Source organism: Brevinematales bacterium (assembly GCA_026415355.1).
GTDB lineage: Bacteria > Spirochaetota > Brevinematia > DTOW01 > DTOW01 > SKYB106.
Genome location: JAOAHF010000016.1, coordinates 18357 through 40203, shown reverse-complemented (window position 1 = coordinate 40203; position 21847 = coordinate 18357). Strand labels below are relative to the sequence as shown.

The 21847-nt window shown below is 31.5% G+C and carries 23 protein-coding genes and 2 tRNA genes; 13 read left to right on the top strand and 12 right to left on the bottom strand.

The annotated features are described in order from the left end of the window. From N2712_06935 to N2712_06920, 4 genes are all read left to right on the top strand, one after another. A partial coding sequence (locus N2712_06935; protein ID MCX8029709.1) for a hypothetical protein occupies positions 1-798 on the top strand: 798 nt, incomplete at its 5' end. 18 nt (positions 799-816) lie between these two features. Next, entirely contained in the window at positions 817-1512 is a 696-nt protein-coding gene (locus tag N2712_06930; protein ID MCX8029708.1) for a hypothetical protein, read from the top strand. Between the two features lie 11 nt (positions 1513-1523). Then, positions 1524-3323: a hypothetical protein gene (locus N2712_06925; protein MCX8029707.1), complete on the top strand. Its 1800-nt coding sequence runs from the start codon at positions 1524-1526 to the stop codon at positions 3321-3323. 25 nt (positions 3324-3348) lie between these two features. Further along, positions 3349-3789, top strand: coding sequence for a glycogen-binding domain-containing protein (locus N2712_06920; GenBank protein ID MCX8029706.1), 441 nt, complete (start codon positions 3349-3351; stop codon positions 3787-3789). Positions 3790-4062: 273 nt separating this feature from the next. Here the strand turns inward: N2712_06920 and rnpA are convergent, their stop codons facing one another. Genes rnpA through N2712_06905 form a run of 3 tightly spaced genes read right to left on the bottom strand, consistent with a single transcriptional unit; the run spans position 4063 to position 5417 of the window. Next, positions 4063-4458: a ribonuclease P protein component gene (gene rnpA, locus N2712_06915; GenBank protein ID MCX8029705.1), complete on the bottom strand. Its 396-nt coding sequence runs from the start codon at positions 4456-4458 to the stop codon at positions 4063-4065. Then, on the bottom strand, positions 4430-5053 hold the full coding sequence (gene hisIE / locus N2712_06910) for a bifunctional phosphoribosyl-AMP cyclohydrolase/phosphoribosyl-ATP diphosphatase HisIE (protein MCX8029704.1): 624 nt from the start codon (positions 5051-5053) through the stop codon (positions 4430-4432). Before hisIE ends, rnpA begins: the two co-directional genes overlap by 29 nt. A 4-nt stretch (positions 5054-5057) precedes the next feature. Next, entirely contained in the window at positions 5058-5417 is a 360-nt protein-coding gene (locus N2712_06905; protein ID MCX8029703.1) for a MarR family transcriptional regulator, read from the bottom strand. A gap of 228 nt (positions 5418-5645) precedes the next feature. Between N2712_06905 and N2712_06900 the strand changes: the two genes are divergently transcribed. Beyond that, the gene (locus tag N2712_06900) at positions 5646-6335 is read left to right on the top strand and encodes an endonuclease V (GenBank protein MCX8029702.1); all 690 of its coding nucleotides are present in this window, start codon (positions 5646-5648) and stop codon (positions 6333-6335) included. Here the strand turns inward: N2712_06900 and N2712_06895 are convergent. Next, complete coding sequence (locus tag N2712_06895; protein MCX8029701.1) at positions 6332-7135, bottom strand: hypothetical protein; 804 nt, start codon at positions 7133-7135, stop codon at positions 6332-6334. The two genes, N2712_06900 and N2712_06895, sit on opposite strands and share 4 nt — an antisense overlap. An 84-nt stretch (positions 7136-7219) precedes the next feature. Next, positions 7220-7292: transfer RNA gene (locus tag N2712_06890), tRNA-Gly, on the bottom strand. A gap of 103 nt (positions 7293-7395) precedes the next feature. On the opposite strand from N2712_06890, the gene ribH reads away from it, so the two are divergent. Next, on the top strand, positions 7396-7860 hold the full coding sequence (ribH, locus tag N2712_06885; GenBank protein MCX8029700.1) for a 6,7-dimethyl-8-ribityllumazine synthase: 465 nt from the start codon (positions 7396-7398) through the stop codon (positions 7858-7860). Positions 7861-8100: 240 nt separating this feature from the next. Here ribH and N2712_06880 read toward each other — a convergent pair whose 3' ends face one another. Next, positions 8101-9624 (bottom strand): hypothetical protein, encoded by a 1524-nt coding sequence (locus tag N2712_06880; protein MCX8029699.1) that lies wholly within the window; start codon positions 9622-9624, stop codon positions 8101-8103. A 196-nt stretch (positions 9625-9820) separates the two neighbouring features. Here N2712_06880 and pheS point away from each other — a divergent pair, with 196 nt between their 5' ends. Continuing rightward, entirely contained in the window at positions 9821-10852 is a 1032-nt protein-coding gene (pheS, locus tag N2712_06875; protein ID MCX8029698.1) for a phenylalanine--tRNA ligase subunit alpha, read from the top strand. Here the strand turns inward: pheS and rplS are convergent, their stop codons facing one another. Together rplS and rplT are read right to left on the bottom strand one after the other, a co-directional pair. Further along, positions 10853-11203 (bottom strand): 50S ribosomal protein L19, encoded by a 351-nt coding sequence (gene rplS / locus N2712_06870; protein ID MCX8029697.1) that lies wholly within the window; start codon positions 11201-11203, stop codon positions 10853-10855. A 10-nt stretch (positions 11204-11213) separates the two neighbouring features. Continuing rightward, positions 11214-11558 carry a 50S ribosomal protein L20 gene (gene rplT, locus N2712_06865; protein ID MCX8029696.1) on the bottom strand — a complete coding sequence of 115 codons (345 nt, stop codon included), beginning with the start codon at positions 11556-11558 and terminating at the stop codon, positions 11214-11216. A gap of 135 nt (positions 11559-11693) precedes the next feature. On the opposite strand from rplT, the gene N2712_06860 reads away from it, so the two are divergent. From N2712_06860 to N2712_06850, 3 genes are read left to right on the top strand one after another with little or no spacing between them, the layout of a single operon-like run. Next, complete coding sequence (locus N2712_06860) at positions 11694-12887, top strand: OmpA family protein (protein ID MCX8029695.1); 1194 nt, start codon at positions 11694-11696, stop codon at positions 12885-12887. Between the two features lie 48 nt (positions 12888-12935). Then, a complete protein-coding gene (locus tag N2712_06855) occupies positions 12936-14450 on the top strand; it encodes a glycogen/starch synthase (GenBank protein MCX8029694.1) in 1515 nt (504 codons plus the stop codon). Next, positions 14413-14781 carry a prepilin-type N-terminal cleavage/methylation domain-containing protein gene (locus N2712_06850; GenBank protein MCX8029693.1) on the top strand — a complete coding sequence of 123 codons (369 nt, stop codon included), beginning with the start codon at positions 14413-14415 and terminating at the stop codon, positions 14779-14781. The genes N2712_06855 and N2712_06850 overlap by 38 nt, the downstream gene beginning before the upstream one ends. Before the next feature lie 28 nt (positions 14782-14809). Here N2712_06850 and N2712_06845 read toward each other — a convergent pair whose 3' ends face one another. Then, the gene (locus N2712_06845) at positions 14810-15070 is read right to left on the bottom strand and encodes a ferredoxin family protein (protein MCX8029692.1); all 261 of its coding nucleotides are present in this window, start codon (positions 15068-15070) and stop codon (positions 14810-14812) included. A 14-nt stretch (positions 15071-15084) separates the two neighbouring features. Further along, a tRNA-Gly gene (locus N2712_06840) sits at positions 15085-15157 on the bottom strand. Positions 15158-15405: 248 nt separating this feature from the next. On the opposite strand from N2712_06840, the gene N2712_06835 reads away from it, so the two are divergent. From N2712_06835 to hemB, 3 genes are all read left to right on the top strand, one after another. Further along, complete coding sequence (locus N2712_06835; protein MCX8029691.1) at positions 15406-17520, top strand: sugar ABC transporter permease; 2115 nt, start codon at positions 15406-15408, stop codon at positions 17518-17520. 13 nt (positions 17521-17533) lie between these two features. Further along, positions 17534-18367 carry a carbohydrate ABC transporter permease gene (locus N2712_06830; GenBank protein ID MCX8029690.1) on the top strand — a complete coding sequence of 278 codons (834 nt, stop codon included), beginning with the start codon at positions 17534-17536 and terminating at the stop codon, positions 18365-18367. 217 nt (positions 18368-18584) lie between these two features. Beyond that, positions 18585-19541 (top strand): porphobilinogen synthase, encoded by a 957-nt coding sequence (gene hemB, locus N2712_06825; GenBank protein ID MCX8029689.1) that lies wholly within the window; start codon positions 18585-18587, stop codon positions 19539-19541. Between the two features lie 182 nt (positions 19542-19723). Here hemB and hemA read toward each other — a convergent pair whose 3' ends face one another. Together hemA and N2712_06815 are read right to left on the bottom strand one after the other, a co-directional pair. After that, entirely contained in the window at positions 19724-21586 is a 1863-nt protein-coding gene (hemA, locus tag N2712_06820) for a glutamyl-tRNA reductase (GenBank protein MCX8029688.1), read from the bottom strand. 1 nt (position 21587) lies between these two features. After that, positions 21588-21824 (bottom strand): sulfurtransferase TusA family protein, encoded by a 237-nt coding sequence (locus N2712_06815; protein MCX8029687.1) that lies wholly within the window; start codon positions 21822-21824, stop codon positions 21588-21590. Positions 21825-21847: the final 23 nt, after the last annotated feature.

The window sequence follows — 21847 nt, the reverse complement described above, 5'->3', positions numbered from 1 at the left end:
GATATAAACAGTGGAGTGGTCGGATATTCTGATGAAATATTCACTGTCAAGGGATTCTTCAAGAATAGAGCGATTAAGTTTAGAAATTCACATTCCGAGATGTTCTTTAGTTATCTTCCATCTCTCCAACTTTTCTCTTCAACATTCTCAAGAGCACACTGGTTTGTTCCATACTTCCTATACCCAGTAGAATTTATTGATGGTTCAGTTGAGACTTTTTCAACTGCCAGAGAAGATACTACCAACTTAGTGTATGGTGGAAAAGATTACTATGGAATGTATGTAAGCTATTTTGATGGTATTATTGATATAGAGGGATATTTTGCAAAGAATATATATGGTAGTATTGGAGATTTTCAAAATTCATCGTTTTTCAGTCTTTTTACTACTGGTAACTTCGGAGGTTTTAAAATAGGTGGTGCTGGTAATGTAGGTATTGGAGATATATATATTGGAGCTCTATATAGAGAGATGACTACGAATAACCTAGGTTACTTAATAAAGACAAGCGACTATAGGTGGTTTTATCCGTTACCAGTTAATAGTAGTAATAACTATACTGTTTCTTTGCCCTACATAGCCGTGTTTCCTGCTTCCTACGCTTTTATAGGAGGATATATTTCTTTTGATATAGTAAATCTTGCATATCTAGGTCTTGAAGGAGGAGTTATCAGAAATTTGATATATACTGGAACGAATAGGACGGAAATAGGTAGTATATATGCTGTTGGTGGTTTGATGTTTAAAGGTATAGAAGGTATCAAGGCTGAAATTTCAGGTTTAGCAGTTTTGCCTTAAAATCCTTCAAATATAACAATGGTAGGTATTGATTTTAAGTCTTATACATACTACAATATTTCCATTATTACTGATGAAGATGAAGTTAAGACATTGCTAAAATTGAGTTTGAGGGATAACAAGCTTGAAAAGCCCTCAAAATCAGTTACTACTGTTGTTGGTATAGGTAACGTTGGATATCTCGGAGGAGATGTATCTATTGATTTATTAGGTTACATTAACAATAGTTCTATATGGGACTCAGTAATCTCTCTATCGACAAACATCCTTTACAGTGATTTGAGGTTGTATACTGGATATAGGCTTTCTTCACTATTTGACAGTAAGACTAGAAGGGAAATAGGAGATAATCTGTGGCTTAAAGTTGGAGGTAGAAGCTTTGTTCAAGTGGGTAACGTTAACGTTGGTAATGTTGGAGAAAATGTATTTTTAACTCCATATATAGGTATATGGTATCAAATACCGAAGGTAGATTCCTATATTACTATTTCATATGGGTGGTATGGCATGATTAGTGTTAATGATTTAGATTTAGGAAGAGGATTAGAAGCGATTGTCATAATGTATAACGGAGCTAAAGATTTTAGCAGTGGTTTAATAATGCCTGATAATATAAGTTCTACTGTCTACTCTGATGGAAAGATGTTAAATACTGGTGAATACAAGCTTGCTGTAGAGCCTGCCATAAGGTTTGATATGTATATTAAGTATTAAGGAGGTGTTTTATGAAAAGGTTTTTATTTCTTTTGATTAATATTGTGGTGCTTATTCCTGTGTCATTTGGTGCTGTCAAGTTTAAGGGAGATCTGATTACTATAGGTGATTTTAAGTACATGCAATCTAACTATGTGTATAATAATGTTCCAACTGACTCATACTTGGGGCTTGATAATGTTGAATTTATAGTTAATTTTAGGGTATTACTCGAATTGACTTCTGATATTTATGGAATTGCTAATGTTATTGTACAGCCTACCACAAAGTTTAAGCATGCTACCATTGACAGTTTGATGATAAATTATTTACAAAAAGCTTCGAAAGTGAAGATAGTGCCTTTTTATAGATATAGGGTTGCTAGATTCTATGATCCCGAAAATAGTATAAAATATTTTAATTCTTGGGTTATTTCTTCTAGTGTTTTTGGAGTAGGTAATATTACAAATAGTAAAGTTGATAATGATGGATTTTATGTTGATTCTTCATCTCTCGCTGAAGCTGGTGGAATACCATACATTTTAAGGCCTGTTGAATTTATGGATGGTACTATTGTTGCTATGCCTGGTATGGCTGAGGATACTACTAACCTTTCACTTGTAGGTAGAGATTTGGGTGGATTTTATGCAGAGCAAAGAGCAAAAGGATATATGTGGCAGATATTTTTGGGGTCTTACTTTATAGATGGGAGTGAAGGAGCTCTTAACTTATCAGGTGGTGCCAATGTTAGACTGGATGTTTTTGAAATTGAGGATATTGCCCAGATCAGCTTAGGACTTATTGGAGATTTCTATAGGTTTTCAGGAGCTTCTCTGAATAATTTTGAGATAATGAATGCTTATATTTATACAATTCCGAATATGAGGTCTTTTGCTGCTTTGTATAATTATGGTGGATATATAGAATGTGATACTGATTATTTTAATTTGTATGTTAAGTTTACTTTAAATTCTCAAGGACAATTGCTAAATAATATGACTTTTAATGAAGCACTTAAGGGAGATGGTTACAGGATTAGTGGAGGAGTATTTTCAGATATAATAGAAGGTAGTTTGATACAATTAGGGGGTAGTTATTCTAGTTATAGACTATTTACGAACACGAATATAAGTGTGAAACCTGAAGCTGCTTCTAGAATTGATTTCTTTTCTAAGGTTAGCGGTAGTTATGAGTTACTATTTGGTGGATATTTTAATTTTGTGGGTGAGTTTACTTACTTCATGGAAGACTTACTAAATAGGTACAATGTTTTTCCATACTTTAACGTTTCTTCAACGTATTTTATAAATGGTGGAATGATTGGTAAGATAGGAATTGGAGTTTACGATTTACTGAATTTTATAGGTGTATCTGTTTTAGGTGCTTATGAGTCTATTTATTTCAATCCTGTTGTTAACAATGTAGTTGACAAAAATAAAATAGGGAATATTACGAGAATTTCTTCAAGAGCTAATTTGGGAATTGAAGTAGTAGAAGGTTTTACAATTAACTTGGGAGGTGCAATATTCATGTGGAGTGATGATTTGACATCCAAAGGATTCGTACCTGGTACTGTTAAGAAAGACTTGAACTTAATGTATTATGCTATTTCTCCTAATGTTGTTTATAAGCCTAGTGATTATGTATTGGTTAGGGTAGGTTATGGTTATCCTATCTTGGGAGATACTTATGATATAGATTACGGTATTATTTCAGATTCTCTAGAAATGAATTTCTACAAAAATCAAAATAATCTGTTTGAGGGTATATATGGTTGGTATGTTTTGCAAAACTTGCCTAGAATTTATGTTGACTTGAAAATTAGTTTTTAGTAATGTATTAAAATGGAGGTAGTTTATGAGAAGCCTAAAAGTGGTTCCTGTAATGCTTGTGGTGATCGTTTTGAGTATGTTTTTGACTTCTTGCTTACTATGGGATGTTCTTAAAGATAGATATATCCCTTATGAAGTAGTTGGTAAGGATCCTGAAAGTGGTAAACTTATAGTGAGGTTTACGTTTGATAGGCCTGCTGCTACTACTGTTCATTTAGCTGGTCAGTTTAATAATTGGACTGCTCCCCCATCTCAAGGTACTCCAGGTACTGATAATGTTCCAATAGAAATGAAAAGAGATGAAAAGACTGGTTATTGGACAGTAGAATGGAAAGTTAAGCCTGGTAGATGGCAATATAAGTATGTTATAGATGGTGGTGTTGTTTGGTCTGAGGATCAGGCAAACCCACTCAAGGAAAACGATGGTTTTGGAGGATATAACTCTGTTATGATTATAAACGAGTAAGCTAAGGGGAGATGATCCCCCTTCTGATTTTTTTGCTTGATTTTAATTAGGTATAGTAATGTATCTCAAGGAAAATAAAGGAGAATGATGAAGTACGTTATCTCTTGAGGATTTTTGGGTTCTCTTCCCTGAGGGTAATTTAAAAATTGTGTGTTTAAAAGGGTTTGGTATCGGTATTTTACCTTTCCTTATTCTTTAGAGCTTTGTATCACTAGATTGTTTGTTAATTTTTATCTGAAAGTGTAATTTTTAGATAAGATTTTCCAGTGGATATTAGTCAAGGGGTTCTTTTCTTTGATTGTTCGTTAATCTACTATGGATTTCATTTATTACATTTTCTATTTTTGATTTTATTTCACTTTGTCCAGGATCTAGTTTTATTTGGAACCATATGTCTATTCCTTTTAAGAGATGTTGATTTAAACGTAATACTTCTGTTGTTATACGTCTAATTCTGTTTCTTTTAGTTGATTTCTTGTTAACTTTTTTACTTATCGATACTGCTATGCGAAGCATGTTTTGATTGTTTCGAATAAATCTTACTATCCAAAATTGTGATTTTATGATTTTTCCATTTTGTAGTAGATTCCTAAAATCTTTTAATTTCCTTATCCTGTGAAATTTCACTGGAAACTTGAGACTATTTCCTCCTTGATTTAAGTTCTTCATAAATTTTGTGAATTGGTATTTCGTAGTATCCTAGTACTAGTAGTGAGTGAAATATGAGATCTGCTATTTCGTATATTATTTCCTTTTCATTTGCGTTTTTTGAGGCAATTATGAATTCACCTGCCTCTTCAGCTACTTTTTTAAGGATTCTGTCAATACCTTCTTTCATTTTTTTGGCTACATAGGAATTTTCGGGCATTGTTCTTTTTCTGTTTATTATGACTTCGTAGATTTCGTTTATTATTTCTGGTGAAGCTTTTACTTCTTCGTTGTTTTTATAAAAACAACTATAGTTACCTGTATGACAGGTAGGTCCTACAGGTTTTACTTTTACTAGTAATGTATCGTTATCACAGTCAAGTGTTATACTTTCAACAATATGGTAGTTGCCAGATGTTTCACCCTTGTTCCATAAACTATTTCTAGATCTACTCCAAAACCAAGTTTTACCTGTTTCAATCGTTTTTTCTAAAGCTTTTTTATTCATGTATCCTAACATTAATACACTTCCTGTTGTTTGATCTTGTATAATAGCAGGTATCAATCCTTTCTCGTTAAATTTAACTTCTTCCAAAAGAAAATTTATACTCACCATAGTTTTAGCATATTAAATTAGATAACTTCTCTATATCAATATCAGGAACCTCAAAGTCCGACTCGGCAAACTCTCTTACTTTTTTTCTACCTTTTTCTGTTATTGAGAACAACATCTTTCTTTTATCATCTTTTCCTACTTCCCTAATTATAAATCCATTTTTTTCAAGAGTGTCTATTATTTTTGACATCCTTGATTCTGAAATACCCATTTCCTTTGATAATTCTCCAGCTGAGAGTTTTACAACGTTTAGCAGACACAAAACCATTATTTCGTTAGCGGTTATCCCGAATCTCTTTTTTATATTTCTTTCCAACCTATAAACTGTTGAAAATATTCTCCTCAAACGGCATATATTTTCCATTTTGGACCTCCGAAAATTTTATAACATGAAAAATTATTAAACATAACTTTTTATATTGTCAACTAAGAAAGAAGAGTTTAGATGAATTGTAAAATTGCTAGGAAAATAAAGCAAGAAGGGATTTAAGTAATGTATAAAATATACCTATCTGGGAGTTTGAGTTATACTATAGATTTTTATTTTGTTACTAATTGAATGTAATTTCTATATATCATTCATACTAATTGCATGAATTTTGAAATTTTGAACTTAACTCTTTCTGCGAGAAGTATAGATGAATGTAAGAGAGTTCAACTTATGATAAAAGACCTTATCGAAGAAAGGGAGATAGATATTTCTTCTGTGAAAACTATAGGTGGGGTAGATGTTAGTTATAAAGATGATTATGGTATAGGTGTTTTAGTTATAGTTGATGCTAAAGAGTATAAAGTTATTGATATATTAGTTAGTAAAAGCAAAGTTAGTTTTCCTTACATACCAGGTTTTTTGGCATTTAGAGAAATTCCTATTATTATTGATACTTTTAACTTAGTGTCTGAAGTACCTGATGTTGTAATAGTTGATGGGCAAGGTTTTGCCCATCCTCGTAGGGTGGGGATAGCAACTCATTTAGGGACTATTATTCAGAAACCTACCATAGGGGTAGCAAAGTCTTTGCTATATGGTCAGTATGTTGATATACCTAACGTAAAAGGATCTGAAGGAGATATTTTTGATCCTTCTACAAAAGAGATTATAGGCAAGGTTATTAGGACAAAAGTTTCTTCAAAGCCAGTTTTTGTTTCAATTGGTAATTATATTAACTTGAAACAATCGGTTGAGATAGTTAAAAAACTTTCTGATTTAGATGATTGTAGGCTTCCGATTGTGTCTATGATTGCTGACAAGATTTCGAAAGAAGAAAGGAAAAAGATTTAATCTTCAACGATTATACCTATTTTACCATTGTATAGAATGTTATGATTTTCATCACTTGATAATATCTTCTCTATTATACTGTCTTCGACTACTATGTCTGTTTTATTTTCTCCAGCTATTTCGACTGGAAAGATAAGTAAGATATTATCTCCGAAGATTTCACTTTTTATGGCTTCTTCCAGAGATTTGAAGACATTTATATACTTTTCTTTACCTTTATAGTCTGCGTAACTGTATATAAGTTTACCAGATTTTGAGACTATTTTCATTGATAAAGCTAGATTTAGCTTATGTTTTTTGGTTGATATTATGATACCTGTATATTCTTTGGGTTCAGATAAATTTAGGAATTCCTTGTAGTTTCTTGGAATTGATGGTAATTTTAGGATTTCGAATATACCTTTTTCTCCGAATATATCTATTGTATATCTTGACATGACTTTGCCAGAGAAGTATCTAAAATTTTGTATTTCAGTTTTTTCCAAAAGTGATATTATGTTTTCTCTCTTTTCTGGGAATATTGTTAAGATATCTTCAACTTTTCTGTTTTCGTCGAACGTTATACCAGAGATGTTGTTAAGAGCTTCTGAAACTATTTTCCTTTTGATAGTATATTTTAGCCTATTGATATCTTCGGCGAAGGTTCTGCTAACTAAGAAATTTTCGGTAGAGATATAGTCTATTACTATTACTCCTTTAGTCCAGTCTATGTATGAGTTAGTTGATATGTTTTTTATAACTCCTCCAAATGTTTGAGTAGACAACATTATTAGTGTTACGATTTGTAGTATTTTCTTCATACACTTGTAATATTCGGAAGTTGATTTAATATCTCTAGGTTTGAATTGATTGGTAACCGATAGGCAATATCTGAGCGAGTAATGAGCGGGAAACGGGACTCGAACCCGCGACCCTCGGCTTGGAAGGCCGATGCTCTACCAACTGAGCTATTCCCGCGAGATTACGACTTAATTATGAATTTACATTTTCTTTTTTTTCAAATTCCAATTTTGCTAAATATGTTTAAAGATTGGAGGTAGTTCACTTAAAATTAAGGAATATGAAGAGTTTTGAAGGTAAAATTTCTGGAAAAGGTTTGAAAGTAGGGATAATAGTAAGTAAGTTTAACAAATTGATAACTGAAAGATTACTTGATGGTGCTTTGAATCTTCTCAGACAAGTTAGTGTTGAAGAAGATGATATAGAAATCTTTTGGGTTCCTGGTACTTTTGAGATCCCAATTACTTTAGAAAAGATACTTTCGAAAGGTAAATTTAATGCCGTTGTTTGTTTAGGTACTTTGATAAAAGGTGAAACTCCGCATTTTGATTATATAGCTACTCATGTTACAAGACTCATAGTTGATTTATCGGTAAAACATAAAACACCTGTTAGTTTTGGTATAATAACTGCAAATACACCTGAAGAAGCAATAGATAGAGCGGGTATGAAAATGGGTAATAAAGGTATTGAAGCTGCATTATCTGCTGTTGAGATGGCAAATTTAGTTAAATTAATAGATTAATTTCATAGTTTGTTTCTAGAGTTTTTAAAAAATACCACTATGTAAATGGTTATTGACAAAATAATTGATAATGTAATATCAATAAGGTTCAGTGTTTTTTATAAGGTAGTTGTAATATATATTTTTCTTGAACAAAATTGACGTATATAGCTTGAAATCAGCAGTATCTTTTTGGTAATTTTTAATTAGGATTTTTTAACATATAATATTTTTATTTAGTTAACCTAGGTGAATTTGTATCTAGTTATATGGCTTTAAGATTATATTTATTGGAATTCCAACAAATTTCTCTAGTAATGCTTTGTCCATATCTTCTACTATTAGTTCTTTTGTTTCATTTCCACAACATAGAAATATGTTGATCCTGTCTCTTGTAAACTCAACATCAACAAACTTCGAATTGAAGTTTGTAGCACTACATATTGCAAAAGCTAATCTGACAAATCCTGAGAGTTTATTTATTAACATTTTATCGTGATCTTTTAAATTAGTGTACCATTTGTGAGAATACTTTGGTATTGATCTGGTATGATATCTTGTTACTATTGCTATAAGTAGCTTTTCTTTTGTTTTTATTTCATGTATTTCTGCATTGGCGAATATTTCCATAGAAGCTTTGTGGTAGATTTCTTTAGATGAGACCTTCCCAATATCATGTATCAAACATGATCCTTTAATGATAAACTCCTCGACGGGTTCGTAAACTAGTAAATTGAGCTTATCAAAACTCCTATAGATGTTAACGGCTATTTCTGCCATGACTTTTGATTTTTCAACTTCTCCCCCATGAGATACAACAAATTCTTCGATATATTTAGTTATTCTTTCATATCGTTCTATTTCTGGTGGATGTAGGCTTTCATCGATTTTGTTGAGTTCTCTCTGTATATTGTTAATTCTATAATCAACTCTTATGTGTCTATCCTTAAAGTTTTCTATGGTGTCCTTCCATATATTCCTTCTATTGTTCAAGAAAGATTCAACAAAATCTTTTTTTCTTGAAACTCTTAAACTAGTCTTTGAAAGTATACTTACTAGTGTTATTACATCTCTAAAGTAGCTTAAGCTCTTTTGAAAGTCGTTTATAAACTTTAAGTTTTCTTCTATCTCTGAATGTAAGCCTTTTTCATCGATGTGTGAGAAAAATATTTTAAGAAGCCAGAAAGCATATTTCATGTTTTTAACTTTTGCTCTTGCTCTGTTAAATAATTCGTAACTAGGTTCTAGCATAAATGATAGTTTTGCGAATTGGTATTCATTTGTGATTATCTTATATATCTTGTATATGTCTTTAAATCGTATTTTATATTTAGGATTTTCTAGTTCATCTAATAGTTGATTTACTGTTTCTACATACTTATCGAGTGAGTGGGATATCTTTTTGTATGCTTCTTTCATGTATTTGTGTCTTTTGGTTGAAAAATCTTTTACTAGAGATCTTGGAGACTTTTCGTTGTTTAATAGCCCTATCATTGTATCCATGTCTCTTACCTTGCCAAGGCTTTTGGCTATTTGATATGTGTAAATATAAAACCTTTTTAGAATACTTATATTGTGTAATTTGTATAGAGATCTTACCAGTGAAGAAAGTTTTAGAGATCTTGTTCTAATTAGATGGACTGTTTGTTGAGATACGTTGCCTATTTCTCTGTAGGTATCAATAAACCTTTTTAAGTTGTATATCAGGACTTCAGAGTCCTTTAAGAGGATGTTTTTTATGTCTAAATGTGCGTTTTCTATTTGGTTTTTAGTTGATTTTAGCATAAATATTCATACATCATTTTAAATTAAAAATCCTCTAACTTTCAATGATATAGGTTTTAGGCTTGTAATTGCTCTCTGAAATAGATTTTTTTGTGGAAAAGGTTAGATTTTGTTTAGAGAGGTGTAAATGTATGGTAATTAGAAGGATTTTGCAGAGATGGTAGTATATTTTTAGTTTTGTTTAGTGAGGTGTTGTATGAATTTGGATGAGATTTTAGAGAGGTTTAATGAGGAGATTTTGGAGGTTGAAAAGGAACAAGATATTACTAGCATTAAGTCGAAATATTTAGGGGGTGTTATAAAAAACCTTTTGAATGGTATAAAAAATGTTGAACCATCTCAAAGAAAAGAGTATGGTCAGAAGGTTAATCGATTGAAAGAATATATAGAGAACAAGATAAAAGAAAAATATGATGAGATAAAAAGAAAGTTAATTGAGGAAAAGTTAAAATCTGAATGGGTGGATTTATCTCTTACTAGGCTTTATGATATTCTACCAGTAAAGCATCCTGTTAGTATTGTGAAAGAGGATATTTCTAGGATATTTTCGGAGATGGGGTTTAGTGTTGTAGAGGGGCCTGAGATTGAACTTGATAGTTATAATTTTGATAAGCTGAATATTCCTCCTGATCATCCTGCTAGAGCAGATCATGATTCTTTTTATTTAAATTCAAAGGATATAGTTGAAAAGTATCTTTTGAGAACTCAGACATCACCCGTCCAGGTGAGAGTTATGGAGAAATACGAATATCCTGTTGCTATTGTTGCTCCTGGTAGATGTTATAGAAGGGATACTGTTGATGCAAGACATTCTCATACTTTTCATCAAATAGAGGGGTTGTATGTTAATACAGATGTTAGGTTTTCTGATTTAAAAGGTGTTATGGATGTGTTTGCTAAAAAAATGTTTGGTCCTAAAACAAAAACTAGGTTTAGAACTGATTTCTTTCCATTTACTGAGCCTAGTGCGGAGTTAGCAGTAACTTGCCCGGGGTGTAGTGGTAATGGATGTAATGTTTGTTCTTATACAGGGTGGCTTGAGATAGCGGGATGTGGTATGGTTCATCCTAAGGTTTTTGAAAACGCAGGATATGATCCAAGCAAAGTAAAAGGCTTTGCATTTGGCATGGGAATCGAGAGAATAGCAATGGTCAGATATAACATAACAGATATTAGGCTTTTCTATGAAAATGATGTAAGATTCCTAAGACAGTTTTTAGGTGTTTAGTTACTTTATCTCTTTGAGTTTTGCTTCTTTTCCTATCTTGTCCCTCAGATAGTATAGTTTGGCTCTCCTTACTTTAAATCTTCTAACAACTTCAACTTTTGCTATGAGAGGAGAGTAGTATGGAAATATCTTCTCAACTCCTACACCATATGATATTTTTCTAACAGTGAAAGTTTTTGATAGACCTGAACCTTTTATTGCTATTACTAACCCTTCAAATATCTGTATCCTGTCTTTACCGTCTGCTTCTTTTATTATTTGGTGTACTCTAACTTGGTCTCCGACTCTGAATTCATCATATTCTTTTTTGGATAAAAACTTATTGTTGACATATTCTATTAGTTTAGACATATACTCCTCCTTATTTGGACACTAACTCGACTAGTTTTTTGAAAACTTCTTTATTCTCTATAGCCATATTTGATAATGCTTTTCTATTTATTTTTATGTTATGTTTTTTAAGCAATCCCATAAATTTGCTGTATGTTAAGCCGTATTCTCTCACAGCGTTGCCGATTCTGATAATCCATAATTTTCTGAAATCTCTTTTCTTTAATCTTCTGTGCTCCCATGCGTATTGAAGAGCATGCATTAAAGATTCTTTTGCAGCTCTGTATCTTCTATTTCTTGCTCCTCTATGCCCTTTTACTGCCTTTAGTATTTTCTTTCTTCTTTTCCTGGATGGTACTGAGTAAACTACTCTCATAGTATTTCTCCTAAATGTGCTTGTAATTTTATAGAATTATGCCAAACAATTTCAAACTCTTTGATTTTACATTTCTTACTTCATTTAGATTCAACTTGAAATGCTTTATGTTATCCTTCTATACTAAAGTTATGTATGAGTGTAGTTATAAGAGTAGTTTTCATAATTACTTTGTTTTTGATGTTTAGTTTTAGCTCTTATCCTTTTATTCTTTCTTATAAACTTTCAACTAATAACATATATAGACTCAAAGTTTATACTAGGCAGGATATTTATATAGATGGTTTGTTTTTTAGAACTGTTGAAGCTATGTCAAAAATAACTATGCAACCTTATGGTTATCGCAAATATAATGGGGAAGATTATATTGTTGTTAAATATATGTTTTATTACCTAACTAAGAAACAGAGTGTTGATGTTGAATATAGACTTTCAAGGGTTGATGAGGTTGATTACTTGATAAACGAAGTTGGTAATATGATTGTACTTAGTGATAGTTATTTGCCACCTAGGAGGAGTATACCTTCATTTGTAAGATCTCCTATTGCGAAAGGTATGAAATGGCAATCTGTTGGTGAGGATATTATAACAGAGAGGGATGAAATAGTTAGAATAAAGAGTGTAGTCAACTACTCTATTGATGATATAGTAATGAAAAATGGAAGGAATATTGCTATTTTTAATGCTGATTATGGTTTTATGTTTAACAATCCGGCAGGTAAGTATGTAAAGGATATAAACTTTAAATCATCAACTAAGTATAATTGGGATGTTTTGGAAGGTATCTTTTCTGAATATAGAGAGATTTTTGATATAACAAAGACATACCTTCCAGGATACAGTTATAACTCAACAAGACATCAGGGGAGTTCCGTTGGAATCATGGAAGTTGTACCAATAAATATTGCTAAGCAATATAAACTTGCTAGGGAGATTGAAAAGCTAGGTTCTGATGTTTCTGTATCTCCACCCGAGGATAATGAAATAAAAGTTAGTATATCTGATATACTTTTTGATGTTGGTAGTTTTAGTATTAAGCCAAGTTATAGAGATATGATTGTTAATTTAGCAAATATACTTAAGCAGTATAATGAGGTTGATGTGGTTGTTGAAGGGCATACTGATGATAGAGGGACTAGGGATTTTAATATTACTCTGTCTGAAAATAGGGCGAAAGCAGTCGCTAATATTCTTATACAAAGTGGTATAAAGAGTGATAGGGTTTCTTACCGAGGATACGGACCAGATAAACCTATACTGCCTAACACAACTGATGAAAATAGGGCTAAAAATCGTAGAGTTGAGATAAAGTTAATTTGGGGGAAGTAGTGTTTTTATTTTATAATTGTAGTTTACTGAGTGATAGGGGGTTTTCGTATGTTTTTTAGGAATAGATATAAGGACGTAAAACCTTTAAACATTGCTTTAGTATCTGACAACATAAATTGGTTGGTAGAGGATGATTTTAATATTTTTGACTTTGAGAAGTATTTTTTAATTAACTTTGCTAGTTCTTTGAGGGACTTAGGAAATAATGTAGTTGTTGTTTTACCTTGGCATAGAAGTATAGATGAGAATTTTGTATCTCAAAATATGGTTTTTCAGAAAAGTGAAAAGATTGTAATATCTGAAAGAGAAGGAAAAGATGAAAGAGAGATCGAGATTTGTTTTTATGAATTTTTGGGATTAGTTTTCATTTTTGTTAGAGATCCTTTTATTTTTGATAGAGATGGTTTTATATATGATCCTAATAATGGACTTTTTTATCCTGATAATCTGCATCGTTTTGCAATATTTTCTAGGTCTGCTTTAGAATCGCTAAAAGTTATACCTTTTAGGCCTGATGTTGTTCATGTAATAGGTAAATGGGCTAGTATAGCTTCAATTTATTTAAGGACACTTTATAAGTATGACAATTTTTTTAGAAAATCTGGAGTTATTTTTACTCCACCTTCGCTTGATGGTCAACCTGTGTTTGTACCTGAACAATATTCACTCCTTGGTATAGATTGGAAGTACTATAGTTACGACTATCTAGAGTTTTATAACAAAGTGAACATTATAAAAGGTGCAATAATATTTAGTAATCTTGTTACTTTTACTAGCGTTACTTATATTGATGAGCTTAAGAGAGAGGAGTTTGGAAATGGTCTTGAAGGCTTAATAATACAGATGTTGAGTGAAGGAAAAATAAAATCAGTTTTGCCTGGTGTTAGTACTTCTTTTTTGCCTGATACAGATCAGCATCTTTCAAGTATTGGCCTTAATTACTCAAGAGATGGTCTAAACAAGAAGTTGAAGTTAAAATCTCTTGTGTGCAAGAAACTGAATTTTGATGAGAGTAGAATTCTATTTATGTTTTTTGGTGAGTTTACGGAGAGAACGGGGATATCCTTAGTTTATGAAGTTTTTAGTGATTTGGTTAATAAAAATAACATTTCTCTTATCATTATTGGAAGAGGTGATGGTTTTAGAGAAATTGCTATAAATGAAATGGCTATGTCGAATCCTGGTAAGGTTTGTTGGATAAAGAATTTTGATGTTAGGAAAATTTCTGAGTACATAGGGGCATCTGATGTTGTTGTGGTACCTTCTACTGTGGAACCAGGTACCATATTACATATGGTTTCGATGTTGTATGGATCGCTTCCCTTGGTTAGGGGTGTGGGTATATTGAACGATATTGTTAGGGATAAAATAAATGGTTTTAAGTTTTATGAATACACTCCGAGTGATTTTAGGGATAAGGTTTTGGAAGTTATTGATATGTATTACAAGAATCCGAAGAGATGGAAAAAGATTATGGAGACTGCTATGAAATCTGATTTTTCTTGGGTTAGAACTGCTAGGACTTATGTTGATGAAATTTATAAGACGTCTTTTAGAAAATAGAAAGGGTTTTTCAATTATTGAAGTAATAGTAGCTGTGTTTATTATATCTGTTGTAATATTTTCTGTTGTTGAAGCATATAGATATGTAGTTTTCGCTAGTTTAAAAGCTAGAGACTTAAAAGATATATTTGAAAACTCTAAGAACTTATACTTACATCTTTTAGAGGATAAGGATTTCTACAAAGTAGGATCGCTAAAGACTAATATTCAAGGATGTCATGCTGAGATAAGAGTGATCAAAATCTACTCAACAAACCCACCAGCTTATGACGTGTTTATTAGATTTACTAACGAAAAAAACAATTTTAGTTTTATAACTACTGTGTATTAAGTTTAGGACCCACGAGGGGCCCTATGATCTATTTTTTGTAATAGTTGGCGTTTATTTCAATAAAATTTTTCAGATTATCTGGTACATCCTCAACAGGATATATTGCGCTTACTGGGCAGACTGGTTCGCAAGCTCCACAGTCTATACAATCGTCTGGGTTTATGAAAAGTTGATCAACATTGGCATAATCTGCTTCATCTGGTCTTGGGTGTATACAGTCAACTGGGCATACTTGTGTACAAGCGGCGTCTTTAACGCCTATGCAAGCTTGTGTGATTACTCTTGGCATAAAAACCTCCTGTGAGCGGGAAACGGGACTCGAACCCGCGACCCTCGGCTTGGGAAGCCGATGCTCTACCAACTGAGCTATTCCCGCATTTTCTGTGTAATGATTATATAAGTAACTTTGTTTGCTTTCAATCTTTTGAAACAGAAGTTTGTGTAGAGTTTTAGTAAAAGTTAATAGTAAGGGAGAATGATCAATAAAAGAATATTGATCATCTTATCAAAAACTTTCTATACTCTCCTACAAAAAATACCAAACTCTTGAACAAACTTCAGGTTTGTATTGTTGAATTTATACAATAGTTCCTAAATAATTTTTAAAAGTTTATAGGAGGGAGTATGAAGTTCTTTGTTAAGAAATATGATTTTTCTCCTACAAAAAGGGTATTGATAGCAGGGCTTTCATCTATGATTTTTTTGTTTTTGTTGATTGGTATTCATTTTTCTATAATTGTAAATAGTATTGAAAATTTTAAAACAGAAACAGTTGTTGGCTTAATAATGAATGCTTCAAAAATGGTGTATGAAAAATTTGGTACTGATTTAAAAACAACAGATGGACCTAAGTCATGGCTTTCTATACTAGATGAAGAAGGGGAGAGTTCTCAGTTTGGTTTTGATTTGTTTGGTGAAAAGGATAAAAAATCAACGAAGCAAAAGAATAAAGAAACACAAAAACAATCTGATTCATCAAAAGTTAGTGATTTTTCAAAAGTGACTGAAGAGCTTGTAAAAAAGTATGGTTTACCGAGAGATGAACAAGACTTGAATAGTAGGAATTTATGGGTTATAGAAATGATATCTGGAGAAAAACTTATATCTTCTTCTGATCCTAATTCTACAACAATATCAATAAACAACCTTTTTAGAGTTAAAAAAGAGTCTACAGAAAATAACTTTGTTGTTGAAGAGAGAAAAAGAGGATTTTTCTTGGATTATGATAAAGTTATAAAAGCTTTTACATTTCAAAATTTAGACTTGACAGTAGCGGTAGGATACATAGAAAAGCCTATTATAATACCTTTTAATGCTTTTGGTATTCTTATTGCCCTAGCTGTTGTATTGTCTTTACCTTTCCTGTTGTTAAAATTTGTTCCAGAGAAATTTAGACCTATCATTGGTAGTGTTGTAATTATTTTGATTGGTATTTTAGTGTGGATGGTTTATTTGACGACTATTGACTCTTTGGTAAGAGAGAGTACTAGCTACACTCAGGTAGTGGCTAGGGATCTTTTAGACATCATGAAAAGTAAGGGATTTGATGTTAGTGAGAAGGAATTTTTCGAGAAAATATCTCAACCTGTAGGCGATGTAAAACCTTTAGTTTTCGTACAAGAAGATGGGAGTTATGTGGTTGAGACAACTTCACTTTCTTATTACCTTGGAATTTTTGAGAATACTTTTAGCATCATGTATGTATTCATATTACTGGCAAGTGTAGGTATATACTATTACTTTTCAAAAGGTGGTTTTGAAAAATGGTTGAATGCTTTTTACAATTATAGTCTTGTGTATACATTCATAATATTTGCATTACTTTTGGTTATAATTCTTATAGGAGTTCCATTTGTATTTACGATAGTGATGAGTTTTACATCTTTATCTCGATATCTATCTGACTTGAATCTAGCAAGACAATTTGTTGGGACACTCAATTACCAAGATATACTTAATCTTAATCATATCCTTGCTAGGGTAGGATTTGATTTCGCCCAAGAAGCAGTTGAAAAATCAAAGTTTTTTGTCAGGAATTTTGGTAGTTTCTACGATGTTCTAGTAAACACATTCGTGTATACTTTAATCTCGGTTATATTTCAGTTAGTTTTTGGTATAACATTTGCTGTTATACTTAATGATAGCAAAGTCAAGTTAAGGGGTATTTATCAAGTTTTACTTATATTACCCTGGGTTATACCTACGTACATAAGTGCTTTGCTATGGAGAGAAGCGCTAGGTCAATATGGTGTTTTTAAACAACTTTTTGACACAATAGGTCTAGAAGGGTTTAATGTGTATTCGAATAGTACAGTTTATTTCTTGTCAATATGTTTTGTTAGTGCATGGTATGCATTTCCGTTTATAATGATAGTTGCTTTGAGTGGATTGCAGGGAATATCAGATTCTGTTAAAGATGCAGCATTGATTGATGGTGCAAATTGGTTTACAAGATTGTTTTCAATATACTTACCGCTAATAAGACCAACACTATTACCTTCTGTACTTTTATCTTCAATATGGACATTTAACAACTTTAATATAGTTTTCCTTTATACAGGTGGTAATGATGCTTATGATATACTCATAACTAGAATATACGACTTTGTATCAAGACCTGATTTGAGGGTATTCACTTACGGATATGCTTCAGCGTATTCAGTTTTAGTATTTGCTATATTGCTTATGTATATACTAGCTTTTGCTAGAGTAACAAAACTTACGGAGAGAAGTTATTAATTGGAGGGTAGTTATGAGAAAAGTTAATTATGTTTTGCTTCAAATCCTTTTAGTTGTTTCTATAGTGGTATTACTTTTACCTGTTTTTTGGATTTTACTTATATCTTTTTACTCAAAAGATGTAATAAGACAGATTTTCTCCGAAATATTGAGAGGTAACTTTCATTTAGGTGATATAACTTTATCCAATTATACTTACATATTAAGTGATCCTAACTTTTTGAGATGGGTTTTAAATAGTGCTATAGTAGCAAGTGGAGTTGCATTTGTAAGTACGTTTATAGGTTTTATGGCAGGATATGGTATTTCTAGATATAATTTCCCAGGCAAAAAACCTTTCTTAATTTCCCTACTGGCAACTCAGTTGTTCCCAATTGCTATGATGATAGTTCCGTTTCTTGTTATAGCATCTATACTAGGTATTATAGGTACACTACACGGATTATCTCTTGCTTACTTAGCAACAACATTACCATTCTCTATTTGGATACTTAAGGGATTTTTTGATACTGTACCGCATGATATGGAAGAAGCTGCAGAAGTTGATGGTGCTAATTTATTCCAGCTCATATCATACATTCTTATACCAATAGCAAGACCAGCTTTGGCAACATCGTTTATATTTTCGTTTATAACTTGTTGGAATGAGTATGCTATATCATTTATATTCCTTTCAGATGTCAGTCTTTATACTTTGCCACCAGGCATAAAATCAATGCTAGATAATAATGATATAGCAGGTTTCTCAGCAGCAGTAGTTTTAGTATCAGTACCAGTGGTCTTATTGTTTATGTACATAAGGAAAGAATTAGTTGAAAGTGTAACATTAGGTGCTGTTAAAGAATAATTTTTGAAAACTTGTAGATATTTTCTGAGTCTTCGCATGAGTAAATATAGTAGATTTTATGTAATCGTTACTTATGAATAATAGCATACTTGGTGGCATTATCGTTTAATTGTAAAACTTTGATAGGTCTTGTGATATTTGTATTTTTGACTTCAAGTTTAAAAAGTAAAAATTTGAATTTGTGAAATGATACAAGATCATATAGAATTTATGATGTATGATGAGAAGATTGAGAAGAAATTCCGGGATAAGAGATTTGATAGCAGAAACTAAGATATGCTTAGATGATTTTGTAATGCCTTTTTTTGTGGTTGAGGGTAATAATATTATACAAGAAATAAGTAGTTTTCCAGGTATATTTAGGTATAGTGTTGATAATCTTGTTAAAGAGATTAAGAGAATATGGGAGCTTGGTATAAAGTCTGTTATACTTTTTGGTGTTGTGGATGAATGTAATAAAGATGCTTTAGGATCTTATGCTATTAGAGATAATAATGTTGTTTGTAAGGCAATAAAGTTAATTAAGGACAAGGTACCTGAAGTTATTGTTATTTCTGATGTATGTTTATGTAGTTATACTTCTAGTGGCCATTGTGGAATTGTTGATAATGGAATAGTAGATAATAGTAAAACTGTTGAAATACTATCTAAAGTTGCCCTAAATTATGCTAAGTCGGGAGCAGACATAGTTGCACCCTCGGCCATGGCAGATTTTCAAGTAAGAGAGATAAGAAAGGTATTATATGAAAATGGTTTTGATAATACACTTATAATGTCATATTCCGCAAAATACTCATCAAACTTCTACGGGCCTTTTAGAGATATTGCTAATTCTTCTCCAAAATTTGGTGACAGAAAAACATATCAAATGGATTACAGAAACATAAAACAAGCTTTAGTTGAGGTTGAGAGGGATATTCAAGAAGGTGTTGATATCGTGATGGTAAAGCCTGCTTTAGCTTATCTTGATGTAATCAGAGAGGTGAAAAATACCTTCAATATTCCTTTAGCGGCGTATAGTGTGAGTGGAGAATATTCAATGGTAAAAGTTGCATCTCAATGTGGTATATTGAATGAGAAAGAAACCGCTCTTGAGATATTGATGTCGATAAAAAGAGCAGGAGCAGATATAATAATATCTTACTGGGCAAAGGATTTACCTGGCTGGATTTAGTTGTGTAGAGATTGTTTTCAGGGAGAAGGTTTGTTTGAAGATGTAAAGTATAATTAACACATTTTTAATCTTGCAGAATAACTCCATATTTAATACAGATTAAAACTTCCTAAGTAGTTTTAGAGTGAATTAAAAAATTATGAGTATCTACATATATATTTTTAGTATTCATAGCCATAGGATTAACCTATAACATTTAGTATGTAGTCTCTGGTTTTAACAACATCAAGTTCTTGAGTATTATCAATATCGACTTTGATAACTTTGTCTGGTGTTTTTAGGAAATCTCTTGAGAATGCTATGAAATTTTGCCAAAGATACTTATTGACAAAATCAACGAGCTTTTTTTCAAGATCTATATTTTTTGTGTCAAAAGCTATTTTTTTCCTTGAATCTATTTTCATAAAGAATGAAAACTTTTTGATATCTTCTTTTCTTATCTGTATGGCAAGAGATCCTTGAAGTGGATGTGTATCAAAAATATTGGTTGATATTATTTGGGAAATTCTGTTTTCAAGATTTAATCTCTTTAATGCTATTGTAGCCATTATTATGCCATCATACTTGCCTCTATCAAGTTTTTCTAACCTTTCTTCAATATTTCCTCTTATGTCTTTTGTTATAAGATCTGGTCTGATGTAAGTTATTTGATCTATCCTTCTTTTACTTGAGACTCCTATTATAGAGCCACTTGGAAGAGTATATATATTGTATCCTCTTAAATCTTCTCTGAGTACTAGGCAATCAGTTTTATCCTCAGATGTTGTTAGAGCGATCGTTATGATTTCATCTTTGTGTACATCTGGTAGATCCTTAGCGCTATGAACTGCTATATCAATTTCACCTTTGATTAAAGCTTCTTCTATAAAATCGGTGAAAAAATCTGTACCTTCGATTTTGTATATAGGAGTATTTTTATCTATGTCACCACTTGTGTTAAAATACTTAGTTGTGAAGTTTACTCTCAAAGATGGAACTTTAAGTTTTAATTTCTCAAGAAATTCTTCAACTTGTCTTTTGGCCAAGGTACTTGATCTACTACCTATTACTATATTTCTTTTCATTAGATCACATTTTAGATTGTACATAAATTTGTTAACCTCCTGCCAAATTATGTCTTTGGCTAAATACATTTTGTTAATTCTAGAATGAGAGTTTTTATCTATGTCTCGTAGAATATCATCGATGTTGTAGATGATTAAATTATTTTTAGTAGCTCTTGTTTTTACGTTTCTAGGTACTGCTAAATCAATAATTAGAAGTTTATTTTTAACGTTATTCAGATCTTCATCACTTATTATGGGGAAAGGATAATTAGTTGCAGTTATTACAATATCAAAGTTGGTTAAGCTATTTTTTATGTTTTCAAATTTTAAGACTTTAGTGTTAAATTTCTTCGATATTTCAGTTGCTTTGTCATGATGTTTTGTTGAGGATATGTAAATTTCTTTTGATATTTGGTTGATGTAAGGGATGATATTGAGTACAATGTCTCCAGTTCCAATGATGAGAATTTTTGGGGTTTTGAGATGTTCTAAAATGAGTTGCTTGACAACACTTGCTAAAGATATTTTACCTTCGTTTAAGCATACTTTATTTCTTACTTTACCAGCTACAAATAATGCTCTTTGAAAAAGTTTGTTAAGGAAGTAACCAGTTTTTCTCATACTGAGTGATTTATAGTAAGATTTTTTGACTTGATCATATATTTGTGTTTCACCTAATATTTTTGAGTCAATTCCTGTTGTTACTTCAAATAGATGTTGGATACAGTTGTTTTCTACGAGTAAGTAGAAGTTTTTCATATCATTTATTGGTACGTTAAAAATCCTAAATAGATTGTATCTTAAGTTATCAATTTTATTAGTGCTTAATCCTTTGAGATATCCATAGATTTCTAATCTATTACATGTACTTAAAATAACTACCTCGTCAATGAAACTTAACCTACTATAGTATTCATCAAGTAATGATGAAGTTGTTGAGTATTTTTCCCTAACTTCAATGCTTGCACTTTTATGACTTATACCGAAGATAAAATACATATCAAGCTCTTTTTTTCACAACTACTCTGAAAAAGTTATCTATCTTTTGTAGCCCTAGTATTTCATGACCATCTTGTTCTAAACTTTTAGGTACGTTTCTAATAGGTTCTCCATCGTCGATGTATAGTTCTAGTACGTCTCCTATTTTCATTTCACTAAGTTTTATTTTTGCTTTGACGTAATTGAAAGGACATTTTACCCCTTTTAGGTCAAGTCTTTCAGTTATGTCAGAGTTCATATATATCCCCCAAAATCAACATT